The sequence below is a fragment of the Roseomonas rosulenta genome, assembly GCF_016106005.1.
Lineage (GTDB): Bacteria > Pseudomonadota > Alphaproteobacteria > Acetobacterales > Acetobacteraceae > Neoroseomonas > Neoroseomonas rosulenta.
The window spans coordinates 1-2,405 of the sequence record NZ_JACADR010000442.1; the positions used below are offsets into that span (position 1 = coordinate 1).

A 2,405-nucleotide genomic window follows, 5' to 3' on the forward strand; every position below is an offset into this window, starting at 1 on the left:
CGCGCGGGCCAGGCTGCGGCGCGCCTCATCGGCCAGCGGCCGGCGCGCGGCCATCATCAGCGAAAGGCCGGCGAGCGCATGTCCCGCGACCAGCAGCGGATCGGCGGCGAGTGCCGCGGCGAGCCGCGCGCCAGCCTCCGCCTTCTGGCCGAGCAGCGCTATCACCGCGGCGTCGAGCTCGCGCGCGGCCTGCCCGCTGTCGGTCGTGATCGCCGTGCCGCGTGGGTCGTGTCGCATCGCCGCTCTCCTGCCTGCCCACGAGGGTTCGGCGGGCGAGGCAGGGCGGTTACGGGCACCCCGATGTCATAATGCCGGCAGCGCGGCCTGGCCCAGCACCCAGCCCTCCCAGCGGCGCACCGCCTCGTCCTGTGGCACGAAGTCCGCCCTCGCGCCGTCCAGCACGCCGACCAGGCCGAGCAGGCCGATGACGGAATCGAAGCGGTCCTCGCCCGCCGAATCGGCGCCGAAGCCGTCGCGCACCATGGCGCGTAGCGCGGCCGCGGGGGCGACGCGGCGCGCTGCCATGGCGTCGAGCAGGGCATCCGCCACCATCCTGCGATCGGACTGCACGCGCTTCGACCCGCGCAGCACCAGGCCGCAATGGCGCAGCGCCTCGGCCGGATAGACCTCGGCAAGGACGGCGCGGCCGGCGCCGAGCAGCGCATGGATCCCGCCCTCGAAGGGCCAGATCGCATAGGGCGCGCCGGCGGCGAGACCCGGTGCCAGCCAGTCCCGCCAGGCCGCGATCGCCGCCTTGCCGGACTGGTTCGCCCCCAGCGTCCAGAACACCGGCGCGCCGGCGGGGCGTTCGGCGGTGGCGCGGTCGCACAGCCGTGACAGGGCGTGCGCATCAGGAAGGCCGAGCGCGGCGGCGTGCGCGGCGCGCGTCATGCCTTTCACGCCGCGGGCGGGGTAGAAGGGGCGATCGCGCGAGACCTCGGCCAGCGTCGCCGCCACCTGGAAGAAGGCCGGCCGGTCGGCGAGGCCACGTAGGAAGGGCACGAAGCCGGCCTCCGCGCGATCCGCCGCGTAGCCGCGTGGCACGCCGAGCGGCAGGTCGAGCCCGATCGCGACAGGCGCGCCCTCGGCGATCAGCGCGGCCGCGAGCGCTACGGGGTCGCCGACCGGCACGGGGGCCTCCGCGCGCCAGCCATCCGCGCCGCGGCGCGCGGTGCTGACCCAGCGCTTGCGCGGATCCGTGCTCCAATCCGCATGGGCGGCGATCATCCTCACGTGCGGAACATCCCCCGGATGCGATAGGCTGCCGCGGCAAGCCAGGGGAGACGAGGCATGGATGCGAGCAGCGCAGGGCCCCTGCCCGGCCAGGACGCGACGCACCCCGACGGGCAATACGGCAGCGCCGCCAAGTGGTTCCATTGGATCACGGTCGGCCTCATGGCGATCGCGCTGCCGACTGGCTTCGTCATCAAGTTCATCACCGGGGAAGCGGATGGCGCCTACAAGATGGGCTTCTACGCCATCCACGAAAGCGCCGGGCTGACCATCCTGATCACCGCGCTCGCGCGCATCGCGTGGAAGTGGCGCCACCCGCCGCCGCCGCATCCGGCAGACCTGCCGCCGCTGATGCGCATGGCAGCGACGGCGACGCATCACGGCCTCTATGCGCTGCTGATCCTGCAGCCGGTGCTGGGCTTCTTCGCGACCAATGCCTGGGGCTTCCCGCTGCAGGGGCAGACCGCCTATCTGGGCCTCATTCACCTGCCGAAGTTCATGGAGACCTCCGAAGGCCTCGCCACCGCGCTGTCCTGGGCTCACACCATCGGCGCCTACCTGTTCGTCGTGCTGCTGGCCGCGCATATCGGCGCCGTCGTGTTCCACAACGCGATCCGCAAGGATGGCACGCTGCTGCGGATGCTGTGATGCGCGAGCCCATCGAATGTCCGCATTGCGGGGAAGCCACGGTGCCGAACGAGCGCGCCGACGGGTCGGTGGTATGTTCCTGCGCGGCGGCGCGGGAACTGCCGCCCGCCACACGCCGCGCGCCGGGCGCGGCGCGCTGAGGGCTCCGGCGGGCGGGGCAGGCTGAACGCATCCAGGGGCGCGAGACCCCAGGCACGCGCAAGGGCGCGGCACGCCTGCGCGCGTCCACCAGCGCGACGCGCCACTTGACTCCCCATCCGATCGGCCCGACGCGCGCCGACTGACCCATCGGCCACGGCCCTACGGCCCATCCCCCGCCTGCGGCACCACGCGCAGCCGGCGCAGCGCGCCCGGGCCGGTCTCCACCTCCGCCCGTACGCCGCCGGCCAGGAATTCCGTGCGCCGCGCCGCGCCATCGCCACCGGCCAGCGCCGCCAGCACCGGTGCGGCCGGCGCGTGGCCGAACAGGTCGAGCACCGCCGCTGCCGCTGCGTTCCAGCCCTCGCCCGGCCCCTCGCGCCTTT

Annotated in this window: 5 protein-coding genes; 2 read left to right on the forward strand and 3 right to left on the reverse strand. The window is 74.2% G+C overall.

Translation table 11 applies throughout. The annotated features are described in order from the left end of the window. Both HW578_RS25535 and HW578_RS25540 read right to left on the reverse strand, forming a co-directional pair. Positions 1-237 (reverse strand): hypothetical protein (locus HW578_RS25535; protein WP_198373522.1); only part of this gene is annotated, 237 nt, incomplete at its 3' end. 66 nt (positions 238-303) lie between these two features. Next, on the reverse strand, positions 304-1,227 hold the full coding sequence (locus tag HW578_RS25540; protein ID WP_198373526.1) for a hypothetical protein: 924 nt from the start codon (positions 1,225-1,227) through the stop codon (positions 304-306). A gap of 63 nt (positions 1,228-1,290) precedes the next feature. Between HW578_RS25540 and HW578_RS25545 the strand changes: the two genes are divergently transcribed. Both HW578_RS25545 and HW578_RS25550 read left to right on the forward strand, forming a co-directional pair. Further along, complete coding sequence (locus tag HW578_RS25545) at positions 1,291-1,881, forward strand: cytochrome b (RefSeq protein ID WP_198373523.1); 591 nt, start codon at positions 1,291-1,293, stop codon at positions 1,879-1,881. Further along, complete coding sequence (locus HW578_RS25550) at positions 1,881-2,021, forward strand: hypothetical protein (protein ID WP_198373524.1); 141 nt, start codon at positions 1,881-1,883, stop codon at positions 2,019-2,021. The genes HW578_RS25545 and HW578_RS25550 overlap by 1 nt, the downstream gene beginning before the upstream one ends. Before the next feature lie 160 nt (positions 2,022-2,181). On the opposite strand, the gene HW578_RS25555 is transcribed toward HW578_RS25550, so the two are convergent. Continuing rightward, on the reverse strand, positions 2,182-2,405 hold a 224-nt coding region (locus HW578_RS25555), incomplete at its 5' end, for a hypothetical protein (protein ID WP_198373525.1).